Annotated in this window: 1 pseudogene; it reads left to right on the forward strand. The window is 41.8% G+C overall.

The features are described 5' to 3' along the window. Positions 1-1,435, forward strand: a pseudogene (locus B0184_RS10575) (hypothetical protein); the annotation flags it as partial.

A 1,435-nucleotide genomic window follows, 5' to 3' on the forward strand; every position in this document is an offset into this window, starting at 1 on the left:
CTAAAACAGGCGAGATTACTGTCACAGAAACAACAGGTGCGGTGACCCCTATTACAACTGCAACAGGTTTAGTGACGGATAAAACAGTCGCCGATGCGATTGCAAAATCAGGTTTCCAATTAAAACAAAATGGCACACTTAAAAATGTAGTGAATCCAGGTGAAAGCTTAAACTTCAAACCAGGTCAAGGCACAACCGTTTCTGTGGGTGAGAATGGCGATGTTCAAGTGAATGCGAACGTAGCAAGCTTAACAGGTGGAGATAATGTCACTGTTAAGGATAATGGAAATGGTAGCTTCACAATTAACGCAAAAGACACCAACACTCAAGCTAGTGTATCTAAAGCGGAAAATAGCCCTATCACTATCGATAGCAGTGCGACAAACTCTGCAGGTGCAAAAGACTACAAACTTGATGTCAATGTTGATAACACCACCATAAGTAAAGAAGGTGGCACATTGCACGCAGTGACAGGTGCGATTGAAGAAGTCACTACGACGACAACAGGTAACAACGCGAAGAAAAAAGGTCAAGTTCAAGCGAAATCTGGCGACGACAACAAAGTCACCACCGTTGGAAATGTTGCTAATATGATTAACTCAGCCAAATGGTTTGCTAAAGCCGATAACAAGGGTGGTGAGATTGCAGATAATGAGAAAACCAATGACGCAGATGATGCAGATGGTCAAGCAATGTCGGCAGGCGATAAGCTAACCTTGAAAGCGGGTAAAAACTTACGCGTGAAACGTGAGGGTGCAAACTTTACCTTTGCAACGGATAACGATGTCATCTTTAATAAAGTAACTTCGGGTGAGGTGGCTATTAATGATGGCGGTAAATTAACCGTAGGTGCAGGCTCAACCATTAACATGGGTAACAATATTGTTGGCGGTGTGAAAACAGGTGTGGCAGATACTGACGCTGTAAACGTGGCTCAGTTGAAAGCAAATACCACAACCGTTGAAGCAGGTAAAAACGTAACCGTAAATAAAACAAAAGACGATGCAACAGGTAAAACATTTACCGTGCATTCAGAAAAAACAACCGTATCAAAAGAGGATAATAGCCCAATTAAATTAACTTCAACTGAGAATGCATCAGAGCATACAACAGATTATAAAGTTGGTTTAAATATTGATGAGGGGTCATTAGAGATTACCACTGATGGTAAATTAAAAGCCAAAGCTCAAGGACAAGCAATTGAGAAAGTGGAAGCCTCTACTGATACAGATAACATCGCGACAGTTTCAACGCAATCTGGAGCGGCGGCAGGCTCTGCAAATGAAACGTATAAAGTGAGCGTGACTAAAAATGATGTAAAAGATGCGGCAAAAGAAGCAGTTGATGTGAAAGGTAGTGATTTTATTACCGTCACCCCGAAAGATGGGGAGCATTTAAAAACCCATACAGTTGCTGCTAAAACAGGCGAGATTAC

The sequence above is a fragment of the Haemophilus paraphrohaemolyticus genome, assembly GCF_002015045.1.
GTDB lineage: Bacteria > Pseudomonadota > Gammaproteobacteria > Enterobacterales > Pasteurellaceae > Haemophilus_A > Haemophilus_A paraphrohaemolyticus.